The sequence below is a fragment of the Lentzea chajnantorensis genome, from assembly GCF_054300775.1.
Genome location: NZ_JBSDZT010000002.1, coordinates 8,050,970 through 8,074,715, shown reverse-complemented (window position 1 = coordinate 8,074,715; position 23,746 = coordinate 8,050,970). Strand labels below are relative to the sequence as shown.

Sequence of the window (23,746 nt, the reverse complement as noted above, 5' to 3'; positions counted from 1 at the left end):
AGTGTGCATGCCGCCCAGAGCGTGGTCCACCGCCAACCGGATGCTGGGATTGACGAGCGGGGGTTGACATCCTAGGCTGGTTTCATTCCGTAATACTTCTGTCACCGACAGATACTTCCCCTGGTCGAACACCGCCATTCGGGCCGCGTAGGGGACACTGGGGGTCATGCCCTCCGCTTTGCCCGAAGGCGAGCCCGTGCCCGCCGACGGTTCGCTCCCGCCCTCCGCCCTCGCCGGTGTCGGCTCCCGCCCGTTCGGGATCTACGTGCACGTGCCGTTCTGCGCGACCCGCTGCGGCTACTGCGACTTCAACACCTACACCCCCGGCGAGCTCGGCACGTCCGCCTCGCCCCAGTCGTGGCTGGAGGGCCTGCGCCGCGAGCTCGACCTGGCGGCCTCCGTGCTGGGGACGCCAGTGCCCGCCGAGACCGTGTTCGTCGGCGGTGGCACGCCGTCGTTGCTCGGTGCCTCCGGCCTGGCCGACGTGCTGGACGCGGTGCGCCGGTCGTTCGGCCTGGCTCCCGGTGCCGAGGTCACGACTGAGTCGAACCCGGAGTCGACGTCGCCGTCGTTCTTCGAGGGCATCCGCGCCGCCGGCTACACGCGGGTGTCGCTGGGCATGCAGTCCGCCGCCCGCCACGTGTTGCGGGTGCTCGACCGCAAGCACACCCCCGGCCGTCCGGTCGACGCCGCACGGGAAGCGCGCGCCGCGGGCTTCGACCACGTCAACCTCGACCTGATCTACGGCACACCGGGTGAGCAGCCGGCGGACCTGGCGGCGTCGCTGGACGCCGTGCTCGACGCCGGCGTCGACCACGTCTCCGCCTACGCGCTGATCGTCGAGGACGGCACCGGCCTCGCGCGCCGCATCCGCCGCGGCGACCTGCCGATGCCGGACGACGACGTGCTCGCCTCGTCCTACGAGCTGGTCGACGCGAAGCTGAGTGGCGCCGGGTTCTCCTGGTACGAGGTGTCGAACTGGGCCACCTCGGTGGAGGCGCGGTGCCGGCACAACGTCCTGTACTGGAAGGGCGCCGACTGGTGGGGCTTCGGGCCCGGCGCGCACAGCCACGTCGGCGGCGTCCGCTTCTGGAACGTGAAGCACCCGGCGCGGTACTCGTCGTTGCTGGCCGAGGGGAAGTCCCCGGCGGCGGGCCGGGAGCTGCTCACCGCCGAGGACCGCCGCGTCGAACGCGTGCTGCTGGAGCTGCGGCTCGCCGAGGGCCTGCCGGTCGACGTGCTGGACGCGGCCGGTCGCGAGGAGGCGGAGCAGGCGGTCGCCGACGGCTTGCTGGAGCCGTTCGACGACCGCTGCGTGCTCACCGACCGCGGGCGGCTGCTCGCCGACGCCGTCGTCCGCAGGCTGCTCCCGTAGCTCGCGGGCCACTGGCGGGGGATCAGCCGCCGATCGCCGCCTGTACCGCTGACAGGACGGCAGAGGCGTGCCGGGGTGTGCAGATGAGCAGGTCCGGCAGGTAGGGCTTGGGCCGGTTGTACTCCAGCGGTGAGCCGTCGATGCGGGAGGCGTGCAGGCCAGCCGCGAGCGCGACGCCGACGGGTGCGGCGGAGTCCCACTCCCACTGACCACCGGCGTGCAGGTAGACGTCGGCCTCGCCGCGGACCACCGCCATCGCCTTCGCGCCCGCCGACCCCATCGGCACGAAGCTCGGCGCCGAGGGTGTCGGCGACGGGGGCCGCGAACTCGGGGGGTCTGCTGGCGCTCACCACGATCCGCAGCGGGCCGCTGGTCTGGGCGGCCGTGGTGCCGCCGGTCGTGTAGACGGCGTCCAGCGCGGGTTGGGCGACGGCGGCGTCGGTGATGCCGCGGCCGCGCTGCCACAGCGCCACGTGCACGGCCCAGTCGGCGTGGTCGGCCTGCCCGTACTCGCGGGTGCCGTCGAGCGGGTCGACGATCCACACGCGGTCGGCGGACAGGCGGGCGGTGTCGTCGTCGCCCTCCTCGGAGAGCACGGCGTCGGCCGGACGGGCCTCGGCGAGGGCCTTGACGAGCAGCTCGTGCGACTGCTCGTCACCGGCCTTGCCGAGCTCCTTGCCGCGCAACGGTCCCCGGCGCAGCTCCTGCAGCAGTTGCCCGGATCTCTCGGCCAGCTCGGCGGCGAGCTCGACGTCCGAAGTCATGGCACCTCCTCCTCGGTCAGCGGTTGCGCACGACGAACCCGATCGTCGCCGCGGCCGCCACCATGAACGCGATCAGGCTCAGCGCGATCGGCAGGCCGACCTCGCCGGCCAGGAACCCGATCGTGGGCGGCGCGAGCAGGATGCCCCCGTAGCCGAGCGTCGAAGCGACAGCCACCCCGTTCGGCCCACCGAGCTGACCGGCGCGGGCCATCGCCACCGGGAAGATGTTCGCGAGACCGAGGCCGGTCGCGGCCAGGCCGGCGAACGCCAGCGGCAGGCCGGGGGACAGCGCGGCGACGAGTGTCCCGGCGCACGCGAGCGCACCGCCGATGACGACGACCCTGGTCTGCCCCAGGCGTTCCAGCAGGCGGACACCGGACAGGCGGCCGACGGTCATGGTGCCCTGGACGACGGCGTAGCCCGCGGCGGCCAGGCCCTGGCTCGCGCCGAGGTCGTCGCTCAGGTGCAGCGGGACCCAGCTGTCGAGCGCACCCTGGCTGTAGGCCGCGCACAGGCCGATGAGGCCGAACAGCAGCACACCGGAGGTGAACTTCGGCAGCCGCAGGCCGGTGGCGCCGTCGTCGGCGTGCGAGCTGGGCAGCGGGTGCGCCAGCAGGACCCGGCCGAACCACGCCGTGATCAGCAGGCCGACCGGGGCGAGGAGCAGCATGTGTGCGGTGGGTGTCAGGTGCGAGGCCAGCAGGCCGCCGAGTCCCGCGCCGGCGAGGCTGCCGAGGCTGTTCGCCGCGTGCAGGCTGGGCATGACCGGGCGCTGCACCGCCTCGACGAGGTCGATGGCGACGCTGTTGACCGCCACGTCGATGCCGCCGTACGCGACGCCGAACAGCAGCAGCGACAGGCCGAGCGTCAGCGCCGAGTGCGTGAACGTCGGCAGCACGACGCTGACCGACAGCAGCGCGGCCGTGGCGATGGTGACCTGCCTGCTGCCGAAGCGCTGGCAGAGGCTGCCCGCCACGCTCATGGTGGCGACCGCCGAGCCGGTCATCGCGAAGAGCGCGAGGCCGAGGGCACCGGGTGTGGCCGCTGTCTGGTCCTTGATCGCGGGGATGCGCACCGCCCAGCCGGCGAAGAGGAAGCCGCCGAGCGCGAAGAACATGGTCACCGCGATGCGCAGCTGCACGAGTGCAGCCGGTGCCGGGTTCGTGGTCGTGGATAATTTGTTCATCGGTGGCACAAAATGAGTGTAGGGGCATGACGGAGACGAGGCCAAGGCTGAAGCGCGGGCACGCCGTCCTGGGGCGGGTGCTCTCGCTGGTGCACCTCGGGCAGGTCGCGACACGCGCTGACCTGACCGCTGAGCTGGGCGTTTCCCGCGCGACGACGGGTGCGGTGACCGCCGAGCTGGAGGCGCTGGGACTGATCCACAACGACACCCGTCCGGGGGCACCCGCTACGTCGCGTGGCCGGCCGTCGCACCGGATCGTGCTCGACCCGGACGGCCCGGTCGTGCTGGCGGCGCAGGTGCACGTGGACGGGTTCCGGGTGGCCGTCGTGGGCCTCGGCGGGGTGGTCGTGGCGACCGCGGCCGAGCGCTCGCCGGTCGGCGCCGATCCCGCGGACGTGCTGTCCGCCGTGGTGGGCGCGGGTGCCGAGCTGGTCGGGTGGACCGGCCGGCGGTGCGTGGGCGCCGGTCTGGCCGTGCCGTCCGCGGTGAGCCGCCCCGGCGGGACGGCGTTGAACCCGCTGCACCTGGCGTGGCCGGTCGGCGCGCCGGTGCTGGCCGTCTTCACCGAGCAGGTGCACCGGGCAGGGCTCGCGGTGCCGGCGTTCGTCGCGAACGACGTCAACCTCGCCGCGCTGGCCGAGCACCGGCACGGCGCCGGCCGGGGTGCCACGCACCTGCTGATGACCGCCACCGGGCACCGCGGTGTCGGTGGCGCGTTCGTGGTCGGCGGACAGCTCTACACGGGCAGTTCCGGGCTGTCGATGGAGGTCGGTCATGTCACGGTCAACCCCTCTGGTCGGTGGTGCCACTGCGGCAACCGGGGCTGTCTCGACGTGGAGACCGACCCGATCGGGCTGCTGGAGGCGGCCGGGCGCGAGGTGCGACCGGACGTCGCGCCCCTCGTGCAGGCCGAGGAACTGGTGCGGGACGGGCATCCCGCGGTGCGGGGCGTGGTCGAACGGCTCGCGGTCGGCCTCGCCGGACTGGTGAACGTGCTGAACCCGGACCGGATCGTGCTCGGCGGGCTGCACGCGGCGCTGCTCGAACGCGATCCGCGGCGGCTGGCCGCGCTGGTCGCCGACCGCGGGCTGTGGGAGCGCAGCGTGCCGCTCGTGCCGGCGGAGCTGGCGCACAACAGCCTGGTCGGGGCCGCGGAGCTGGCGTGGCAGCCGGTGCTCGACGACCCGCTGGGGGTCCTGGGTTAGCACGGCACCCCCAGCGCGCTCGTCACGGACCGGGCCACCGCCGCGGCCTGCGCGCGGATCTCCGGGAACGCCGTCGTCTCCCAGAGGTTCCCGCGCCGCAGCGCACCGAGCGTCCACAGTGGAGCGCCACCGCGCACCCGGCCGTCCGGCAGCGTGTCGAAGCCGAGCCCGAGCGGTCCGGGGGTCGCGTGGCCGTCGGCGAGCAGGCCGGCGACGAGCGGGTCGGGGCAGCGCCGCACGTCGTGGCGCACGCCGGTGCAGTTGACGACGGTGCCCGCCGTGCAGCTCGGTCCCGTCGCCCAGCCGCAGGACGACCCCGCCGGGGACCATCCGCACACCGGTGACCCCGGTGCGGTGGGTGCGCAGCTCTCCCGCGCGGCGCAGGCGGACCAGCGTCCGCGCGGTCGTGCCGGGCATGCGGTGCCGGTGGACCTCCCACGACCGCAGGTCCTCCGCGAGGAACCGGGAGCGGTCCGGCAACGGCAGCAGGTCCCACAGCCGCGCGGTGACCGGGCGGAGGCTGTCCAGCGCGGGCCGCCAGTCGCCGTGGCGCCGCAACGACTCCCGCACGTGCGCCGACACCACCCGGCGGACGTCGTCGAGACCGGTGCAGCCGGCGAGCTCCGGTGGTCGCATCGGTTGTGCCGGGCGGTGGCGGCGTGGCAGCAGACCGGTGCGCGACACGGCGTGCACCACGCGACCGGGCCGGCCGAGCGTCATCGCGAGGTCGACGGCGGTCAGGCCGGTGCCGACCAGCACGACGTCGCGGTCGTCGCGGATGCGCTCCAGCGCGCCGGGAGCCCAGGGGTCCGGCACGAACGCGGCCGAGTCCGGGGTGTCGGTGGGCACCCAGTCGTCGCGGGTGCCGACCGCGCCCAGCGCGAGAACGGCGGCGTCGGCGAGGAGGAAGTCGCCCGCTGCCAACGAGATCCGCACGGCACCGGCGTCGTGGCCGATCCTCGTCGCGCGGTCGCGCACCACCCGCAGCCGGCCGGGGTGGCGGGCCGACACGCCGTCCAGGTGAGCGGCGAGGTAGGCACCGAACACCCGGCGCGGCACGAAGTCCGCCGCCGCCACCCCGGCCCACCGCGCGAAGTCACCGGGGTCGTCCTCCCGCGCGCTCATCTTCCCCGCGGGGACGTTGAGCAGGTGCCGGGGGTCGTCGGTGCGGTAGGCGACCCCGCGCCCGCGTTCCTCGGCCGGGTCGACCAGGCACACGGCGGCACCGCGCTCCAGCAGCCGGGCCGCTGTCGTCACCCCGGCCGCGCCCGCCCCGATCACCGCGATCACGCCGCGCCCACCCCGGCGGGCTGGGCGCACGACAGCGAGCGCACCAGGCTGAGCACCCCGAACCGGGAGCGCCCCTGCGCGGAGGCGGGCCGCACCACGCCGCTGACGAGCAGGCCGCGCACGAGCCGCGCGCAGGTGCTCGGCGGCAGGCCGGTGGCGGTCACGGCGTCGGTGACCGACCAGGCGCTGTCGAGCAGCGACAGGCGTTCGAGCAGCACGCGTTCGGCGCCGTCCAGCGCGTCCAGGCGTGCCGTGATGCGGTCGCGCAGGCCGTCGAAGAAGCCGAACGGGTCGTCGTTCACCTGGTCGCACAGGGCGTCCGGCTCGTAGACCGCGAGCCACTGCGCGACCGAGGCCAGCACCGCGGGGATGCCGTCGGTGCCGCGGGCGAGCCCGGCCACCGCGTGCAGGTTGGCGTCGGTGAGCCGGAAACCGGGACGGGACTGGCGCGCGTACCGGATGAGCAGCTCGACCGACGGCACCCGCGCGACCTCGGCCGGGCCGGTGTGGCGGTGCGGGACCGCCAGCGGACCCAGCGGGACCACGCGTTCGCCGGGCAGGCGCAGCGGGTCCGCCGCGGTGATCAGGACGCGCACCCGCGGGCAGTCCTGCAGCAGCGCCAGTGCCAGCTCCGGCCGGTGCGCGGTCCAGGAGTCCAGCACGACCAGCGCCGGTTGGTCGGCGATGATCTCGGCCAGCTCACCGGCACCGTGCCCGCGCAGGGCGTCGAGACCGGACCGCAGCACCGCGCCGAGCTGCGCGGCGGCGCGCACCGACGTCGGGTGCAGCGGGTCGGGCGAGGACCACAGCACCGCCAGTCCGTCCATGTCGTGCAGCGCCACCGCCACCTCCAGCGCGAGGCGGGTCTTGCCCACGCCGCCGAGGCCGGTGATCGTGACGAGCCGGTCGCCGCCCGAGCGCAGCGAACCGGCCAGCGCGGCCAGTTCCGCGCGCCGTCCGACGAGCGCGTCGATGGGCGAGGGAGGGGGCATCTCGCTCGTCGCGAACACGAAGCGCAGGTCCTCCGTGGTCACGCGCCGACCCGAGGCCTCCTCGATTTCCGTGTGTTCCCGACTGGTCAGTCCCAGCGCATTGGCCATGAGCCGCACGGTCTCCCTGCGGGGTTGCTGGGAGCTGCCGAGCTCGATGTCCCTAATCGTGCGCACGCTGACGCCCGACAGTTTCGCCAATTGGCGTTGCGTGAGGCGCCTATCTGTTCGGTATTTCCGGAACAGCAAGCCGAGTTGCCGTTGCGTTAAGGAATCCATGCAGACCAGACCCCCGAGTCGTCGGTTGTCGACAGAATGCCGGTCCGGTGTACCGCATCGATTCCGTTTTGGCTCCCCTCACGCTGTGCAACTCGTGGCTGGTATGTACGGGTGAATATTCCACTTCCGTGTTTAAAAGGAACTAATGAAGCTGAATCCAGCACAGGCGGTGCGCTGGGTCGGCATTCTGGGTGAAGTGGAATGATCACCGCTGACATGGGGGCGGGTGTGGAATTTCGTGTGCTCGGCGCCTTCGAGGCGTGGTCGGGCGGGTCGAGGATCCCGTTGGGCGGTGCGCGTGCCGAATGCGTTCTCGCGGTGTTGCTGCTGGAGCGCAACCGTGCGGTCATGGTCGAGCGGCTCGTCGAGGCCGCCTGGGGTGAGCAGCCGCCGATGACCGCGGCGACCCAGGTCCGCAAGATCGTCGCGGACCTGCGCAGGCGGCTGCCGGGCGGTGCGGGGCTGATCGTCACCGACGGCGCCGGCTACCGGGCGGTGGTGCAGGACACCCAGACCGATCTCGGGCTGTTCGACCTGCGGGTGCGGCAGGCCCGCGAGGCAGAGGACGCCGCCGGGGTGATCGAGCACCTGACCGCCGCGCTGTCGCTGTGGCGCGGTCCTGCGCTCGCGGGCATCGACAGCCCGGTCGTCCGCGCGGCCGTGGCGGTGCTCGACGAACGCCGGATCGCCGCCGCCGACCAGCTGATGGAGACCAGGCTGGAGCTGGGCGCGGCACGGGAGCTCGTCGCCGACCTGCGCGCGCTGCTGGACGAGCACCCGCTGCGCGAGACCACCCGCGGCCAGCTGATGCTCGCGCTGTACCGGTCGGGCCGGCAGGCGGACGCCCTGCGGGTCTACGAGCAGGGGCGCCGGCTGCTCGCGGACGAGCTGGGCATCGACCCCGGTCCGGAGCTGATGCAGCTGCACGAACGCATCCTGCGCAACGAGCCGGAGCTCGACACCGCCGTGCACGCGCCGCAGGAGACGGCGGTGCCGCAGGCGTTGCCGTACGACATGACCGACTTTGTGGGCCGGGTGGACGAACAGCGGCGGATCAGCGAGTTCGTCGGCGGCAGGGCCGGCCGGGGGCTGATGATCGTCGCGGTCGACGGGATGGCCGGTGTCGGCAAGACCTCGCTGCTCGTGCACATGGCGCACCGGCTCGCGGACGGCTTCCCGGACGGGCAGTTCTACGTCGACCTGCTCGGGTATGCCGTCGACCGCAAGCCCATGGACCCGGTCGAGGCGCTCGGGACGGTGCTGCGGCAGGCCGGTGTGCCGCGCGACCAGCTGCCCGACGACCTGTCCGCGCGGGCCGTGCTGTGGCGGATGCGCACGGCGGGCCGGCGGATCATGGTGCTGCTGGACAACGTCGTGGACAGCGCGCAGGTCAGGGCGTTGCTGCCGGGGTCGTCCGACGGTCTCGTGATGATCACCAGCCGGTCCCGGCTCACCGGTCTCGACGGCACGCTGTCGTTGTCGCTCGCACCGCCGCCCGAGGAGGAGGGGCTGGAGCTGGTCCTCGGCATCCTCGGCGACGACCGGGTCGCCCGCGAACCCGAGGCGGCCCGCGACCTCGTCACCGCCTGCGACCGGCTGCCGCTCGCGATCCGGATCGCCTGCACCCGGCTGCACAACCGGGAGCGCTGGACGATCCGCTACCTCGTCGACCGGCTGCGGGACGAGGAGCGCAAGATGAGCGAGCTCGCGGTCGGCGACCGCAGCGTCGCGGCCGCGATCGGCCTGTCCTACGACGCGCTCGAACCCGGTCACCAGCGGGTGTTCCGGCTGCTCGGCCTGGTGCCCGCGACCGAGGTCGACGTCCACGCCGTCGCGGCGCTCGCCGACATGGCGCTGGGCAGGGCCGAGAGCGTCCTGGAGGACCTGCTGGACGTGCGGCTGGTCGTGCAGCTCGCGCAGGGCCGGTACGGCCTGCACGACCTGGTGCACAGCCTGGCCCGCTCGCTGGTGGGCCGGGTGGAACCGCCGGGGCTGCGCACGATGGCGGTGCACCGGCTGCTCGACTACCAGCTCTGCGCCGCCAACGCCGCGGCCGACCTGCTGGTGCACCGCCGGGCCCGGCCCCGGCCGCGCTACCTGTACCCGCCCGCGCAGCTGCCCCGGTTGCGCACCAGGAACGACGCGGTGACGTGGTTCGACGCCGAGTGCGGCGGGTTGCTGGCCGCCGTGCGCGGTGCCGCGGCCGACGAGCTGCACGAGCACGTGTGCCACCTTTCCGAGGCGCTGCACCCGTACCTGCGGCTGCGCGGGCGCATGACGGACATGCTGTGGGTGCACGAACAGGCGCTGGAGTCCGCCCGCGCCGCCGGTGACCGGACGCTGGAGGGCCGGGTCCTGCACCGGCTCGCCACCCCGCACTGGCACTTCGGCCGGCTCGGTCAGGCCCACGAGTGCGCGGACCAGGCGCTCGCCATCGCCGTGGAGGACGGCGACGTGGTGCTGCGCCGGGCAGCCGAGGCCGTGATCGGCAAGCTGCTCAACGAGTTCGGCCGCTTCACCGAGGCGTTGCCGTACCACCGGGCCGCCGCGGAGGACGGGCACCGGCTCGACGTGTCCTGCGAGGTGGCCGTGCTGGTGGACTACGCCTCCGCGCAGGCCGCCGTGCACGACTTCACCGCCGCCCGGCTCACCCTGGACTCCGCGCTGCGCCTGGCGAAGGACAGCGCCTCGCCCGGCGACGAGGGCATCGTGCTCGCCCGCTACGCCGACGTGTGCCGGCGCGAGGGCAGCCTCGACGAGGCGGGGGAGCTCGGGTCGTACGCCTCGGCGTTGTTGCGGTCCCAGGGGAACCAGGCCCAGGCGGCGTGGGCGGCGAACCTGCTCGGGCGCGTGCACTACGACCGCGGCGAGCTGGACGTGGCGCTGGAACGGCACGACCGGGCCCGCAGGCTCGCCGAGGACACCGGGTTCCGGGTGGAGATCGCCCGTGCCCTCGACGGTGCCGCGCGGGTGCTGGCCGACCGGTCCGACACCGGTGGTGCGGCGGAGCGCTGGCGGATCGCGTTGCGGCACTTCGAGGAGATGGGGGTGCCGGAGGCGGCGGTGGTGCGGCAGGGGCTGGCCGCCGTCAGCTGACCGGCCCCGCCGCAGGTCACACCGCCTCGATCAGCCCGACCGCCGCCGTGCCGCCGCTGCCCTCCTCGACCAGCACGAACCCGCCGGTGGCACGGCTGTCGCGGTACCGGTCCGCCACCAGCGGGTCGGCGAACCGCAGCCGGATCGCGCCGATGTCGTTGAGCGCCAGCGACTCCGCGGGCTCGGAGCCGAACGTGCTCACGTTCAGCCGGCTCTCCACCGCCTCGACGACGGCCCGCGACTCGCTGGTGGTGTGCCGCACGACGTACCGCGCGCCCGGTTCCAGCGGGGTGCCGGTCATCCAGCACACGGTCGCCGTCACCGCGGAGGTGACGGTGCCGGGCCTACCGGTGCTGATCATCGCGCCGCGGCCGGCGTCGAGGTCGTCGGCGATGCTGACCACGACGGACTGGCCGGTCGTGGCGCAGGACAGCGGTCCGTCGTAGGTGTCGATCGCGGTGATCGTGGTCTGCCAGCCGCCGGGCTGCACCACCACCGGGTCGCCGACGTGCAGCGTGCCGGAGGCGACCCGCCCGCCGTAGCCGCGGAAGTCGCGGTGCTCCGGCGTGCGCGGCCGGATCACCAGCTGCACCGCGAACCGGCCACCGGGTGAGGGCGCCGGCGGCAGCACCAGGTCCTCCAGGTGCGCGAGCAGCGGAACGCCGCCGTACCAGGGGGTCTCGTCCGACGGGGTCACCACGTTGTCGCCGCGCAGCGCCGAGATCGGGATCGCGGTCCACGAGCTGTCGCAGACCCGCGCGAACTCGGCGACCACCTCGTCGAACACGTCCTCGCGGTAGCCGGCCAGGTCCATCTTGTTCACCGCCAGCACCACGTGCCGGATGCCGAGCAGGCCCGCGATGGCGGTGTGCCGCCGGGACTGCTCGGTCAGGCCGGTCCGCGCGTCCACCAGCACGACGGCGACGTCGGCGGTCGACGCCCCGGTCACCATGTTGCGGGTGTACTGGACGTGCCCCGGTGTGTCGGCGAGGACGAACGACCGCTTCGGTGTCGCGAAGTACCGGTACGCCACGTCGATCGTGATGCCCTGTTCCCGTTCCGCGCGCAGGCCGTCCACCAGCAGCGCGAGGTCGGTCTCCGCGTACCCGCGGCGCCGGCTCGCCGACGTCACGGCCTGGAGCTGGTCGGCGAGCACGGCCTTGGAGTCGTGCAGCAGCCGGCCGATCAGCGTGCTCTTGCCGTCGTCGACGCTGCCCGCCGTCGCTACCCGCAGCAGTCCCGGCATCAGAAGTACCCCTCCCGTTTGCGGTCTTCCATGGCGGCCTCGGAGGCGCGGTCGTCCGCGCGGGTGGCGCCGCGTTCGGTCAGCGTGCTCGCCGCGACCTCGTCGACCACCTCGTCCACAGTGGACGCGTCGGAGCGCACGGCACCGGTGCACGTGGTGTCGCCGACGGTCCGGTAGCGCACGGTCTCGACGCACACCTCCTCGTTCTCGAAGGGAGGTGTGAACGGGGTGACGGCGATGAGCATGCCGTCGCGCCGCACGACCTCCCGCCGGTGCGCGTAGTAGATGGACGGCACCTCGATGCCCTCACGGCGGATGTAGCCCCACACGTCGAGCTCGGTCCAGTTCGACAGCGGGAACACCCGGACGTGCTCACCGGCGCGGTGCCGGCCGTTGTAGAGGTCCCACAGCTCGGGCCGCTGGTTGCGCGGGTCCCACCGGCCGAACTCGTCGCGCACCGAGAACACCCGTTCCTTCGCACGGGCCTTCTCCTCGTCGCGCCGCGCCCCGCCGAGCACCGCGGTGAACCGGTGCCCGGCGATGGCGTCGAGCAGCGTGACGGTCTGCAGCGGGTTGCGCAGCTGGCCGGGCTGCTCGGTGACCCGGCCGCGGTCGATCGAGTCCTGCACGGAGGCCACGACCAGCTCGACGCCGAGCTCGGCCACCCTGCGGTCGCGGAACTCGACCACCTCGGGGAAGTTGTGGCCGGTGTCGACGTGCATGACGGGGAACGGGATCTTCCCCGGCCAGCAGGCCTTCTCGGCCAGCCGGAGCATGACGATGGAGTCCTTGCCGCCGCTGAACAGCAGCACCGGCCGGTCGAACGTCGCCACCACCTCCCGCAGGATGTGGATCGACTCGTCCTCCAGGTCGGCGAGCGCGGCCTCCCGGTCGCCCAGCCGGTGGTCCACCGCGGTCAGCGTCATCGCAGCATTCCCTTCTCGCACAGCAGGGCCACCACCGCGTCGGCGCTGTCGTCCACGGTGTTGCCGCGGGTGTCCAGCCGCAGCTCCGGTGCGGGCGGTGGCTCGTAGACGTCGTCGACCCCGGTCAGGCCGCGGATCGCGCCGGCGCGCTGCTGGGCGTACAGGCCCTTCACGTCCCGTTCGGAGCACTCCTCCACGGGCGTCGCGACGTGCACCTCGACGAACGGCGTGCCGCTCGCCTGATGGCGCCTGCGGACCTGGTCGCGGGCCGCGCGGAACGGGGAGATCACCGCGGCGAACACGAGCACGCCGTTGCGCGCCAGCAGGTCCGCGACGAACCCGATGCGGTCGATGTTGGCCTCGCGGTCGGCGCGGGAGAAGCCGAGGCCCGCGGACAGCGTCTGCCGCACCTCGTCCCCGTCGAGCAGCTCGACCCGGCCGGTCGGCAGCCGGTCGGCCACCGCCCTGCTGAGCGTGCTCTTGCCCGCGCTGGGCAGGCCGGTGAACCAGACGGTGCCGCCGCCGTTGACGGCGAGCGGCGACGTGTAGCCGGCAACGTGCGTCACCTGTTCCTCCCGGAGGTGTCGGGACCGGTGAAGTGGCGGTCCGTGAAGGCGTTGGTGAACTTCCCGGCCGGGTCGTAGCGGTGCAGCAAGGCCCGGAAGTCCGGCATGCGCTCGTACTCGGCGGTCGCCACGGACGTCTTCGCCCAGTGCGGCCGTGGCGAGAACGGCGCGAGCTGCCGTTCCACGCAGCTCCACGACCGGCAGCACGACCGACATGTCGGAGGTCCACGTGAAGTGGATGCTCACCGTCTCGCGGCCGTAGCAGGTGCTCAGCCAGAAGTCGTCGCGCGCCGCCGTGCGGACCTCGCAGATCTGCAGCGCCGGCCGGATCCGCTCGCGCACCTCGCCGAGCGCGCGCAGGGCGGCGACGGCGTCGGTCGCCGGGATCATGTACTCGGACTGCAGCTCGTCACCGGAGCTGCTCGGCGGCTGGTCGGAGCGGAAGTGCGGCAGCCGTTCGAACCACGGCCCCGGCACGCCGCCCTGGGTGGTGCAGCTGACCGGGTCCACGCCGTCGACCGGGTGCCGCGGCCCGTCGGCGGGCACGGCGGTGAACCACGACGGCAGCGTCGCCGGCTCGTCCACGCGTTCCTGCACCCACACCTGCGTGAGCACCGGTTCTCGCCAGTCGGTGAACAGGCACACGCTGTACGCGCACGACATGAGCTCGGCGAAGTGGTCGTCGAGCACCTCCAGCGGCAGGCCCTCGTACACGCGTTGCCGCACCTGGTAGGTCGGCACGAGGTCCAGCGTCAGGTGCGTGACCACGCCCAGCGACCCCAGCCCGACGACGACGCCGGCGAAGTCGGGGTCGTCGCGGCCGATGCCGACGACGTCGCCGTCGGCGGTCACCAGCTCGAGCTCGCGGACCGCCGCGGACAGCACCTGGTTGCGCACGCCTGAGCCGTGCGTGGCCGTCGCGACCGCCCCGCCGACGCTGATGTGCGGCAACGACGCCATCGCCGGCAACGCGAAGCCCGCCGCGTCCAGCCGGGGTGCCAGCTCGGCGTAGCTCAGCCCGGCCGCCACCCGCGCCGTGGCACGGGTGGCGTCGACGTCGACGACGGGCGGCAGGTCGGCCACCGACACCAGCACACCGGGGCAGTCGGCCAGGTCGTTGAACGAGTGGCGGGTGCCCAGCGCCCGCACGTGCCCGGCGTGCGCGACGGTCTTGCGCACCTGCTCGACGGTGGCCGGCCGCACGAACTCGGTCGCGGTGTAGTGGACATTACCGGCCCAGTTGCTGGTCACGGCCCCGCCTCCGCGTCTGCCGGGTCGCCCGCGGTGAGCTTCAGCACGACGCCCTCGTGGTCGCTCAGCTCCAGCGGTCGCAGCGTGACGACGCCCTCGCGGCCGGTCCGGGTGGACAGCTCGACCCGCCCGGCGGCGGCACCGGGCACGTCGAACGCCACCGGGTGGCCGGCGAAGTTCAACGCCACCAGCAGGTCGCCCCGCCGGTAGGCGAACACGTCCGCCGGGCTGTCCAGCGACACGTAGCCGCCGCGCAGCAGGTCCTCGCTGCCGCGCCGGTAGGCGATCAGCCGCCGGTACAGGTTGAGCAGCGACCCGGGGTCGTCCTCCTGTGCCTCGACGTTGACCACGTGCTGGTCGGCGGCCAGCGGCAGCCACGGCGTACCGGTGGTGAACCCGCCGGTGGCGTCCCACTGCATCGGCGTGCGCTGCCCGTCGCGCCCGTCCACGTCCTGCTCCAGGGCGGGCGGGGCGTCGGCCATGCCGATCTCCTCGCCGTAGTAGACGCAGGCGACACCGCGCAGGGTCAGCATCATCATCGCGGCGACCGGGGCGTGCTCGGCCCCGTACCGGCTCACGGTCCGCGAGATGTCGTGGGTGGACAACGCGTAGGTGGGCACCGCGTCGGTCCGGGTGTGGGCGATCAGCCCGTCGACGCACGCGCGGAACGCCCTGGCGTCCCACGGCTGCTCCCAGAACGCGATGTGGAACGCCGTCTGCATCCCGTCGCCGCCGAAGTAGGTGGCGAGCCGGGCGTCGTCGCTGATCGGCACCTCGCCCAGCGCGAACCGGTCGCCGTACCCGTCGAGCACGACCCGCATGTCGCGCAGCACGTCGTGCACCTCGGGCAGGTCGAGGTTGCGCTGCCGCACCGAGGGGTGCGTGAAGTGCCGGCGCGCGTGCGCGACCTCCGGCGGGTTGTCGCGCAGCTGCGGGTCCTTCATCAGCCGGTGCGCGACGTCGATGCGGAACCCGTCCACCCCGCGGTCGAGCCAGAACTGCCACACCTTGCGGATCGCCGCGTGCACGTCCGGGTTGCGCCAGTTCAGGTCGGGCTGACCGGGCGTGAAGCTGTGCAGGTAGTACTGCCCGGTCGGCTCGTCGAGCCGCCACGCCGTGCCGCAGCGCTCGAACGCGCTGAGCCAGTTGTTCGGCGGGCCGCCGTCCGGTGCGGGGTCGGCCCAGATGTACCAGTCCCGCCGGGGGTTCGTGCGGTCCGACCGCGACTCCAGGAACCACGGGTGCCGGTCGGACGTGTGGTTCATGACGATGTCGACGACGACCCGGATGCCGCGCTCGTGCGCCGCCGCCACCATCGCGTCGAAGTCGTCCAGCGTCCCGTAGACGGGGTCGACCGACTCGTAATCGCTGATGTCGTAGCCGAAATCGGCCTGCGGTGACGGGTAGAACGGCGAGAGCCAGATCGCGTCGGCACCGAGCCGCGCCACGTGGTCCAGCCGGGCGGTGATGCCAGGCAGGTCGCCGATGCCGTCACCGTTCGAGTCGGCGAAGCTGCGCGGGTAGATCTGGTAGAGGACGGCGTCGCGCCACCACTGGCCGCTCATAGGTCCACCTTCGTCATTCCTGCCGCGAAGTACCGGTCACCCCGCACGGCACCGGGCGGTGCGACCTCGTCGAGCAGGGCCAGCTCGTCCGCCGACAGCTCCACGTCGAGCGCGCCGGTGTTCTCCTTGAGCCGCACGGAGTTCTTCGTGCCGGGGATGGGGACGACGCCCTGGCGCAGCACCCACGCGATCGCGAGCTGCGCGATGGAGACGCCCTTGGCCCAGGCCAGCTCGGCCACCCGCGCGACGACCTCGTTGTTGTGCGCCAGGTTCTCCGGCTGGAACCGGGGGAGCTGCCGGCGGAAGTCGTCCGGCCGCAGGTCCTCGAACCGGCTGAACCGGCCGGTGAGCATGCCCCGTCCCAGCGGCGAGTAGGCGACGAACCCGATGCCCAGCTCCCGCAGCACGCCGAACAGCTCGGCCTCGGGGTCGCGGCTCACGAGCGAGTACTCGGTCTGCACCGCGGTCACCGGGTGCACGGCGTGCACCCGCCGGACCGTCGCCGGCGCTGCCTCGCAGATGCCCAGGTGCCGGACCTTGCCCTCCCGCACCAGCTCCGCCATGGCGCCCCAGGTGTCCTCCAGCGGGACGCCCTTGTCGATGCGGTGCTGGTAGTAGAGGTCGATGTGGTCGACCCCGAGGCGCCGCAACGACCCCTCGCAGGAGGTGCGCACGTACTCCGGGTGGCCGTTCACGCCGACGTTGTCGCCCGCGCCGTTCTTGAGGTTGCCGAACTTGGTCGCGATGACGACGTCGTCGCGGCGGCCGCACACCGCCCGGCCGACCAGCTCCTCGTTGGTGTACGGGCCGTACATGTCCGCGGTGTCCAGGAACGTGACGCCGAGGTCGAGCGCCTCCAGCAACGTGCGCAGCGACTCGGTGTCGTCCCAGGTGTCGTAGAACTGCGACATGCCCATGCAGCCCAGGCCGAGGTCGGACACGACCGGCCCGTTCGCTCCGAGCCCGCGCATCACACCACCTCCACGGTCACGGCGGACCTGATGAGCCCGGCCCAGTCGGTCAGGTGCCGGTCGGGCAGGTAGCACTCGCTCACCCGCCGCCGGGCGCCCTCACCGAGCCGGCGCGCCAGCACCGGGTCGGTGAGCAGCCGCCGGATCAGCGCCGCCGTCGTGGCCAGGTCGTGCGGGTCGTCGACGAGCAGGCCGGACTCGCCGTGCACGATCTGCTCGCGCAGCCCGCCGACCGCGCTCGCGACCAGCGGCTTGCCCTTCCACATCGCCTCGGTCGCGGTGAGGCCGAAGCCCTCGGCGATGCTCTTCTGCACCACCGCGGTCGCGTGCCGCTGCAACGCGTTGACCACCAGCGCGTTCTCCCGCAGGTCGGTCATCGGCAGGCAGAGCAGCTGGACGCGCCGGCGGTGCTCGACCGGCAGGGCCTTCCACTGCTCCACGCACTCGTCCCAGAACCGGTGGGCGTCCGGGTCGTCGGCGACACCGACGACGTCCGCGCCCGCCAGCGTGAGGCAGGAGTTCTCGACATCGGCGTCGAGGAACGCCCGCAGCACCCCGGCCATGTCCTTCAGCTCGTCCCACCGCGACACCTGCACCACCATCGGCACGTCGGCCGTTGGCGCGACCTCGCGGACGATGGTCGCCTTGTGCCGCACGGTGACCTGCTCGCCCACGGGCGGACGGATGGTCACCGGGTCCGCGGTGCCCGCGACGATCTCGGTGCGCCGCAGGATCGCAAGCGTTTGCTCGTCCGTGAGCTCCAGGTTCTTGGGGGCGCACGGGTCGATCGACGGCGGGATGATGTGCGGCCGCGGCGCCCAGTCCGGGCAGGCGTTCCGGGTGAGGAACACCGTGGCGTCGGCGTTCTCCACGAACCTGCGCAGGAACGCCCAGCCCTCCTCGGTGTGCTCGTTCGGCTCGTCCGTGCCGATGTGCCTGCGCCACACCGCCGTCGCACCGAGCCTGCGGGCGACGTCGACCAGACCGGCCGGCTGCGCCTCGTGCACGACCACCAGGTCGCCGGGCCGGATCCGGGCCGCGAGCGCGCCGCCTTCCCGCTCGGTCGTCGCGCGGTAGTGCTGCAGCTGCTCCGGTCCCAGCGGCTCGGAGTCGCCGGGCGCGCCGTACAGCCTGGTGCACAACCGCTTCGCGATGGCGAAGAACTCGGCGTCACCGTCGATGACCAGCCAGCGCGTGTCGATCCCGAGTGCGCGGGCCAGCGGCATCAGCGCGTGCAGCAGCTCGGCCACGCCGCCGCCCGCGGCCGTCGAGTTGACGTTCCACACGGTCCGGCCGTGCAGTGCCCTCGACGCCTCCTCCGCGGTGTCCCGCAGCGCTTCCATCCGTTCGTCGCCGAACACCTCCCGGTACGGGGTCAGCGGTGCGGCTCCTATCGCGACCTCATGCACGGGCCACCTCCTCGGGTGCGGCCTTCTTCTGCTGCTCGAAGCCCTCGGTGATCCACACGCCGGCCCAGAACTCCGGGTCGGAGGGCAGGACCAGCTCGATCAGCGTCGGCCCTGTCTCCTCGGCGGCCACCTGCAACGCCTGCGCGAACGTCTCCAGCCGGGTGGCGCTGCGGTCGCGGTCGAGCCACTCGCCCAGGTCCACCCGCCAGCTGCGCACGCCCCACGCCTCGGCGATGTCGACGTACCGCATGCCCGCGGCGTTGTCGAGGTACTGCCCGTGGCCCGCGTCGAGCCAGCCCGACGGCCGCGACTGCTTGCGCAACGACACCGCGCCACCGTTGTTGCACACGATGAACGTGACCGGCGCGGACTCCTGCACGGCGGCCGCGAGGCCCTGCACCGAGTTCGTGAAGCCCTGGTCGCCCAGGGTGCAGAACACCTTCGCCGCCGGCTCGCCCAGCGCGAGGCCGGTCGCGATCGTGATGCCGCAGCCGACGAACCCGCCGTGCCCGCCGAACACCCGCAGCCCGTGCGGGAACTGGTCGTAGTCCTCGGCGAGCATGCCGCCGAACATCTGGCTGTCGTCGACCAGCACGGCCCGGCGCCGCGACCGCGCAGCGGCAGCGCCGATCGCCCGTGCCACCCCGGTGCGGATCACGGCGGCCTCCGCCGGCGGCGTCTCCCCCGCGGGAGCGGGCTCGTCGGAGAGCCCGGTGTACCAGCTGCCGTCGAGGTCGGGTGCCTCGTCGGTCAGCTCGCGCAGCGCGGCCACGACGTCACCGGCCACCAGCACGTCACCGGCTTCGAGGTAGCCGTTCTTCTCCACGGCCGCGGGCTTCGTGTTCACCGCGATCTTCGGGCAGTCCGGCAGCGGGCCGACCACCCGCGGGTACATGTTGCGGTCCTCCAGCGTGATCAGCAGGTCGGTCGTGTCGAGCACCGCGCGGTGCATCGGCGACTTCGGGTCGTACCAGCCGATGAACTCCGGCACGTCCGCGGTGTGCAGCCGTTCGAACAGCATCGGGCCGCGGCGGTACTTCACCTGCAGCACCGGTGCTCCGGTGCGGGCGCAGAACGCGGCCAGCGCGGCCTGCACGCCCCGGTGGGTCAGCGCGTAGTCGTCGATCAGCACCGCGGGCCTGCGGGCAACCGCGAGCAGCTCGGCCGCCCGGTTCAGCGCGCCCTCGTCGAACGCAGGCTGCTCGGCCACCGGGATGAGCGGCAGCGCCGTCAGCGGCAGCCACTCCGCCTCGGCCACGTCCTGCGGCAGCGCGAACAGCACCGGCCCGTGCGGGGCCTGGCGGACGTCGTCGATGGCCTGCAACAGCTTCGTGCCGAACTCCTCGACGTAGCCGCGCGGGTCGTCCTTGGGCACGGCACCGAGCTCGAACCACGACTTGGCGAAGTCGCCGGAGGCCGCGATCAGGTCCGGTTCGCCGTGCGGCGGCAGGAACGGCTGCGAACCGGTCGACGGCATGCCGACCACGGCCAGCGTGCCCATCTCGTTGCGGCGCAGGTCCGCCAGCGCACCCAGCGCGTTGGTGAGGCCACGCGCGCCGTGCAGGATCGCCGCACCGGTGCCCGCCTGCAGCCGGCTCGCGCCACCGGCCTGGAACAGCGACTCGCGGTCGCCGCGGCCGTTGACGAGCAGCCCGACCCGCGCCAGCGCGTCGCACAGCGCCAGCTCGGACGTGCCGGCGTAGGCGAACGCGACCCTGGTGCCGCAGCGGTGCAACGCGAGCGCGACGGCCTCGGCGCCGGTGAGCTTGACGTCGTCGTAGTCCGGGATCGCCGCCAGCACCATGTGCTCGATGGCGGACGCGGACCCGCGCAGCACGGCGGCGACGGCCTCGATGAACGCGTCGGTGCCGTGCTCCTGGACCAGGCCGAGGGTGAGGCCGTTGTACGTGCCGGTCGGGCGGCTCAGCAGCGTCCGCACGACGTCGGACACCGTGCCGCCGGAGTTGCAGGCGGTGCGGACCTCGTTGGGGTACAGGCCGAACCCGCTCAGCGCCTCGTAGTCGGGGTGACCGGAGACGACGCTGACGTCGAGCACCAGCGCGCTGTCCTGGTCGAGCTGGTCGAACGGGACGCCGTTGTCCTGGGCGAGCGTGACGTGCAGTTTGTAGAGCCCCGGCAGGTCCGGCACGCGGGTGCGGACGGGCACGCGGGTGACGGCCTCCGGCGGCAGCGACTGGGGGAGCGCCGACCGGATGGGCTGGGTGGGCACCTCGCTGCCGTCGGCGGCGGTCCAGCGGTGCACCACGCGCACCGGGAACGGCGGTGCCGGCGTCAGCACGCCCGCGCCGGTGTTGCGCACCAGGCAGTCCAGCGTCAGCAGGCCACCCGCCTCCGCGTCGTCGACGACCGGGCCGTCCAGCGTGATCGAGGCGTGGCACTCGTCCTCGGCCAGCGGGTCGCCGACCGCCCACAGCCGCCGCGGCCGCACGCCGAGCCGGTCGAACATCTGCCACTGGCCCTGCTCGTGCACGCGGGTCTGGTTGGCGCCGAAGCCCTGCCGCGCGCCCTCGACGAGCGCGGCCGGTGCGAGCGCCAGCGCGTAGACCTCGCGGGCGGGCAGGTTCACCACGCCGAGGACCGACCAGTTCGCCCGGTCGACCACCGCGACCGCCGCCGTCTCGACCGAGGTCGCGGCGTGCCGGTGCGGGCTCAGGCCGACGAACAGGTGGTGGCCCGCGGCGACCAGGCCGCGCGGCCAGCCGGGCAGGGCGAGCCTGCGCTGCTGGGTGCGGTCGGTGTCGTCGATCTCGACCAGGTCGCCGGTCGCGGAGTCGCAGACCAGCCACGTGCCGTCGGCGTAGTACGGGTTGTGCGGTGCCTTCAGCCCCTCCAGGACCGGTTCGCCGGTCTCCAGGTCGACCACGCGGCCGCTCGCGGGCTTGCCGTTCTCGTCCCAGCCGTGGCGGCGCAGGAACTCGCCGAACCCGCACACGACGGTGCGGTCGCCGTAGCGGGCGAGGCTGTTGAGGTGCCAGCTGTCCGCCTCGCCGGGGGCCTGCCAGCGCCACGCCACCTCACCGTCGGGGCCGACGCACTGCACCTCGTTCTGCATGGTCGCGGCGACCAGCACGTTGCCGTCGACGACGAGGATGTCGTGCGGCGTGGAGACGTTGTCGAGCCGGTGGTAGCGGCGCACCCCCGTCTCGTCGTAGACCACGAGCTCGGCGGGGCTCCCGTCGGCGCTCCACAGGCAGCGGTACAGCAGGCCCTCGCCGGCGCACAGGCCCGAGCTGGAGATCCGGTCGATCTCCTCCACGGCCTCGCCGATCGCGAACAGGCCACCGCCGATCGTGTGGTGCGCGTCGAAGCAGGACGCCAGCAGCCGGTGCCCGTCGGGCAACAGCCCGTCGAGCCCGATCAGCTCCGCGGTGCTCTTCCTGTCGGTCGTGAGACTCATCAGGACTCCTGCCTGTCTCGCGTGGTGGAAAGAACGGTGTCGGCGATCGCCTCCGGGTCGTCCCCGGTGTCGACGACGACGTCGAAGCCGCCGTAGGCCAGCACTGCCTCGCGCTCGGGGTCGGTGCCCGGCAGCGCGACCGCGCGGCGTTCGCCCTGGTGCTTCTGGATCTCCTCGACGGCCGCGGCGATGCGGTCGTGGTCGCGGCCCGCGACCGCCACGTGCGCGGCGGAGGCGGTGAGCCGTTCCGCGACGCCGATCGCGACGTCGTCCGGCAGACCCGTGACGAGCACGACCTGACCGGCCAGCCGCCCGTCGCGGGGGACCAGCTGCGGTTTCATCCGGATCAGCGGCCAGTACTCGTCGGCGGTGCTCTGCTCCTCGGTGAGCGTGACGTAGCCACCGGCCGCGTCGGCGGCGCGGATGACGGTCATCGTCTGTCCGAAGTGGTCGGCGCACAGCCGTGCCTTCGCCGCGTCCGGGCCGGAGCAGACGACACCGATGCCGGGCAGCACGACGACGTGCGGTGCGTCGGTGCGTTTGGTGGTGGGGAAGGAGATGTACCGCTCGAAGGCCGCGTTGTACCACTCCTGGTGGCGTTTGATGCCGTCCTCGATGGACTCACCGGGTGCCGGCACGAGCGGCCGGTGGCCGGCGGTGACGACGTGGTCGGGGCAGCCGGGACCCACCTGGCTCAGCTCGGGCCCGCGGGCCGACGAGGCGAACGCGACCGCCTGCTCGCTGCGGTCCACGTGCAGGATCTCGCCGCCCAACGCCTTGCGCAGCACGGGGAGCACCTCGACGAGCACGTCCTCGGGGTGCTCGTGGCGCGGCACGACCTGGCCGCCGAGGTCGGCCGGCCGGCTGATCGCGCGGCGCAGCGCGGCGGTGGACCGGGCGACGGCCTCCAGCGAGTTGCGGTAGCACTGCTCGCTCGTGCCGGCCCAGGTGAAGATGCCGTGGTTGGCGAGCAGGACGAACCGCGCCCGCGGGCTCGAACGGATCTTGCGGCCCAGCTCGCGGGCCACGTCCACGTCGAACTGCCGGTAGTCGAACCAGATGGCCTCCTCGCCGAACTCCTCCTCGGCGTACTTGCGACCGTCCGGGAACGACGTGAGCGCGATGACCGCATCCGGGTGGCAGTGGTCGACGTGCTCGGCCGGGATGAACGCGTGCGTGAGCGTCTCGATGCCGGGCCGCTTCTGGCCGGGCCGCAGCCCGCTCGCGACCAGGAGGTCGACCATCTCGCGCTCGTCCATCGGACCGCCGTCGAGCACCGGCAGCAGGTCGTCCAGCCGCAGCACCGGGAAGTCCTCGTGCGTGGTCACCGCGCCGTCGCAGCCCCACGAGCTCATCCACAGCACCGCGGTGGGCTCGCCGAACTGGTCGGGCGCGACGCCCTTGACCGAGAAGTTGCCGCCGCCCTCCCTGGTGAGCGCCGGATCGGCGCCGACCAGGTGCGAGCGGTAGACCACCTCGTCCGGCCCGACGAGCGCGTCCGCGACGGCGGCGTCCCAGCGGTCCCGCGGCTCCGTGAACAGGTCGGCCGGCACGAACGGCAGCTCGCGCTCCGGCGTGCGCAGGGCACCACCGCCGAACGAGACCTCACGGAAGTCGCGCACCACCGCGGCGGCACCGGCCGCGCACACGGCGGCCTCGCGGTGCGGCGGTGCCAGCGCGACGCACGTGGCGCCCGCGGCGACCGCCGAGGTGATGCCGCTGTCGGCGTCCTCGAACACGACGCACCGCTCGACCGGCACGCCGAGCCGGTGCGCGGCGAGCGCGTAGCAGGCCGGGTCCGGCTTGCCGTGCTCCACGTCGGCGGAGGTGACCGTGACGTCGAACTCCAGCCCGAGCTGCCTCAGCACCGCCGCCGCCTTGTACGGCTCGGCACCGGTGACCAGCGCGACCGGCGTCCTGGTCGCGCGCAGCGACCCGAGCAGCGGCAGGACACCGGGGATCGTGGAGTAGTGCAGGGTCTCGTTGTCGACCCGCATCAGCTCGTAGACCTCGGGGTGTCGCTCCGCCGGGATCATCGGGAAGAGCTCGCGCAACGTGTGCAGCGCGCTGCGCCCGTACACGTGCCGGTCCAGGTCCGCCGCGCTGATCGAGAAGCCGTGCGAGCGCGCCAGGTCCTGCCAGAAGTCGGCGACCGACGCCTCGGTGTCGACCAGCACCCCGTCCATGTCGAAGAGCACCGCCTCGAACAC

At 73.3% G+C, this 23,746-nt stretch carries 15 protein-coding genes and 3 pseudogenes; 3 read left to right on the top strand and 15 right to left on the bottom strand.

What is annotated here, in order from left to right; genetic code table 11:
• The first annotated feature begins 166 nt into the window (after positions 1-166).
• The gene (hemW, locus tag ACVDFE_RS38645; protein WP_360397141.1) at positions 167-1,375 is read left to right on the top strand and encodes a radical SAM family heme chaperone HemW; all 1,209 of its coding nucleotides are present in this window, start codon (positions 167-169) and stop codon (positions 1,373-1,375) included.
• 22 nt (positions 1,376-1,397) lie between these two features.
• Here hemW and ACVDFE_RS38640 read toward each other — a convergent pair whose 3' ends face one another.
• The 3 genes and pseudogenes from ACVDFE_RS38640 to ACVDFE_RS38630 all read right to left on the bottom strand — a co-directional run bounded on the left by ACVDFE_RS38640 (position 1,398) and on the right by ACVDFE_RS38630 (position 3,325).
• Positions 1,398-1,655, bottom strand: coding sequence for an inositol monophosphatase family protein (locus ACVDFE_RS38640; RefSeq protein ID WP_458433884.1), 258 nt, complete (start codon positions 1,653-1,655; stop codon positions 1,398-1,400).
• Positions 1,656-1,800: 145 nt separating this feature from the next.
• Positions 1,801-2,139, bottom strand: a pseudogene (locus tag ACVDFE_RS38635) (inositol monophosphatase family protein); the annotation flags it as partial.
• 16 nt (positions 2,140-2,155) lie between these two features.
• Positions 2,156-3,325: an MFS transporter gene (locus ACVDFE_RS38630; RefSeq protein ID WP_360397143.1), complete on the bottom strand. Its 1,170-nt coding sequence runs from the start codon at positions 3,323-3,325 to the stop codon at positions 2,156-2,158.
• Between the two features lie 26 nt (positions 3,326-3,351).
• Here ACVDFE_RS38630 and ACVDFE_RS38625 point away from each other — a divergent pair, with 26 nt between their 5' ends.
• Complete coding sequence (locus ACVDFE_RS38625) at positions 3,352-4,530, top strand: ROK family protein (RefSeq protein WP_458433883.1); 1,179 nt, start codon at positions 3,352-3,354, stop codon at positions 4,528-4,530.
• Here the strand turns inward: ACVDFE_RS38625 and ACVDFE_RS38620 are convergent.
• The 4 genes and pseudogenes from ACVDFE_RS38620 to ACVDFE_RS38605 form a co-directional block, all read right to left on the bottom strand.
• Positions 4,527-4,868 (bottom strand): hypothetical protein, encoded by a 342-nt coding sequence (locus ACVDFE_RS38620; RefSeq protein ID WP_458433882.1) that lies wholly within the window; start codon positions 4,866-4,868, stop codon positions 4,527-4,529. The two genes, ACVDFE_RS38625 and ACVDFE_RS38620, sit on opposite strands and share 4 nt — an antisense overlap.
• 394 nt (positions 4,869-5,262) lie before the next feature.
• A pseudogene (locus ACVDFE_RS38615) lies at positions 5,263-5,787 on the bottom strand (FAD/NAD(P)-binding protein); the annotation flags it as partial.
• Between the two features lie 29 nt (positions 5,788-5,816).
• A complete protein-coding gene (locus ACVDFE_RS38610) occupies positions 5,817-6,854 on the bottom strand; it encodes an AAA family ATPase (protein WP_458434490.1) in 1,038 nt (345 codons plus the stop codon).
• A 45-nt stretch (positions 6,855-6,899) separates the two neighbouring features.
• A pseudogene (locus tag ACVDFE_RS38605) lies at positions 6,900-7,088 on the bottom strand (helix-turn-helix transcriptional regulator); the annotation flags it as partial.
• 201 nt (positions 7,089-7,289) lie between these two features.
• Between ACVDFE_RS38605 and ACVDFE_RS38600 the strand changes: the two are divergent.
• Positions 7,290-10,184 carry an AfsR/SARP family transcriptional regulator gene (locus ACVDFE_RS38600; protein WP_458433881.1) on the top strand — a complete coding sequence of 965 codons (2,895 nt, stop codon included), beginning with the start codon at positions 7,290-7,292 and terminating at the stop codon, positions 10,182-10,184.
• Positions 10,185-10,200: 16 nt separating this feature from the next.
• Here the strand turns inward: ACVDFE_RS38600 and ACVDFE_RS38595 are convergent, their stop codons facing one another.
• Genes ACVDFE_RS38595 through ACVDFE_RS38560 form a run of 8 tightly spaced genes read right to left on the bottom strand, consistent with a single transcriptional unit; the run spans position 10,201 to position 23,746 of the window.
• Positions 10,201-11,430, bottom strand: a complete 1,230-nt coding sequence (locus tag ACVDFE_RS38595; RefSeq protein WP_458433880.1) for a sulfate adenylyltransferase subunit 1 — start codon at positions 11,428-11,430, stop codon at positions 10,201-10,203.
• Complete coding sequence (cysD, locus tag ACVDFE_RS38590; protein ID WP_360397149.1) at positions 11,430-12,356, bottom strand: sulfate adenylyltransferase subunit CysD; 927 nt, start codon at positions 12,354-12,356, stop codon at positions 11,430-11,432. The genes ACVDFE_RS38595 and cysD overlap by 1 nt, the downstream gene beginning before the upstream one ends.
• Positions 12,353-14,173 carry an adenylyl-sulfate kinase gene (gene cysC / locus ACVDFE_RS38585; RefSeq protein WP_458433879.1) on the bottom strand — a complete coding sequence of 607 codons (1,821 nt, stop codon included), beginning with the start codon at positions 14,171-14,173 and terminating at the stop codon, positions 12,353-12,355. The genes cysD and cysC overlap by 4 nt, the downstream gene beginning before the upstream one ends.
• Positions 14,170-15,738: an alpha-amylase family glycosyl hydrolase gene (locus ACVDFE_RS38580; RefSeq protein WP_458433878.1), complete on the bottom strand. Its 1,569-nt coding sequence runs from the start codon at positions 15,736-15,738 to the stop codon at positions 14,170-14,172. Before ACVDFE_RS38580 ends, cysC begins: the two co-directional genes overlap by 4 nt.
• Positions 15,735-16,709 (bottom strand): aldo/keto reductase, encoded by a 975-nt coding sequence (locus tag ACVDFE_RS38575; protein WP_458433877.1) that lies wholly within the window; start codon positions 16,707-16,709, stop codon positions 15,735-15,737. Before ACVDFE_RS38575 ends, ACVDFE_RS38580 begins: the two co-directional genes overlap by 4 nt.
• Positions 16,709-18,118: a glycosyltransferase gene (locus tag ACVDFE_RS38570; protein WP_360397154.1), complete on the bottom strand. Its 1,410-nt coding sequence runs from the start codon at positions 18,116-18,118 to the stop codon at positions 16,709-16,711. Before ACVDFE_RS38570 ends, ACVDFE_RS38575 begins: the two co-directional genes overlap by 1 nt.
• Positions 18,111-21,536, bottom strand: coding sequence for a DUF4915 domain-containing protein (locus tag ACVDFE_RS38565; protein WP_458433876.1), 3,426 nt, complete (start codon positions 21,534-21,536; stop codon positions 18,111-18,113). Before ACVDFE_RS38565 ends, ACVDFE_RS38570 begins: the two co-directional genes overlap by 8 nt.
• Positions 21,536-23,746, bottom strand: a complete 2,211-nt coding sequence (locus ACVDFE_RS38560) for an HAD-IA family hydrolase (RefSeq protein WP_458433875.1) — start codon at positions 23,744-23,746, stop codon at positions 21,536-21,538. Before ACVDFE_RS38560 ends, ACVDFE_RS38565 begins: the two co-directional genes overlap by 1 nt.